Here is a 236-nt window from a genome sequence, read left to right as displayed (position 1 = left end):
CACCAGATCGAGCAGGGCCGGGGCGAGCAGTTGGCGCTGATCTACGATTCGCCAGTGACTGGCGTGCAGCAGACCTACACCTACAACCAGTTGCGCGACGAGGTAGCACGCCTGGCCGGTTTGCTGCGCCAGTTGGGGGTGAACAAGGGCGATGGTGTGATCATCTACATGCCCATGGTGCCGCAAGCGGCCATGGCGATGTTGGCCTGCGCGCGGATCGGCGCGGTGCATTCGGT

The 236-nt window shown here is 64.0% G+C and carries 1 protein-coding gene; it reads left to right on the top strand.

Translation table 11 applies throughout. The features are described 5' to 3' along the window. Nucleotides 1-236: AMP-binding protein (locus SB719_RS22650; RefSeq protein WP_412160108.1), on the top strand; the 236-nt coding region annotated here is incomplete at both ends.

Origin of the sequence: Pantoea sp. SIMBA_079 (assembly GCF_046940275.1) — a bacterium.
GTDB classification, from domain to species: Bacteria; Pseudomonadota; Gammaproteobacteria; order Enterobacterales; family Enterobacteriaceae; genus Pantoea; species Pantoea borealis.
This window is presented reverse-complemented; position numbering and strand designations above follow the sequence as displayed.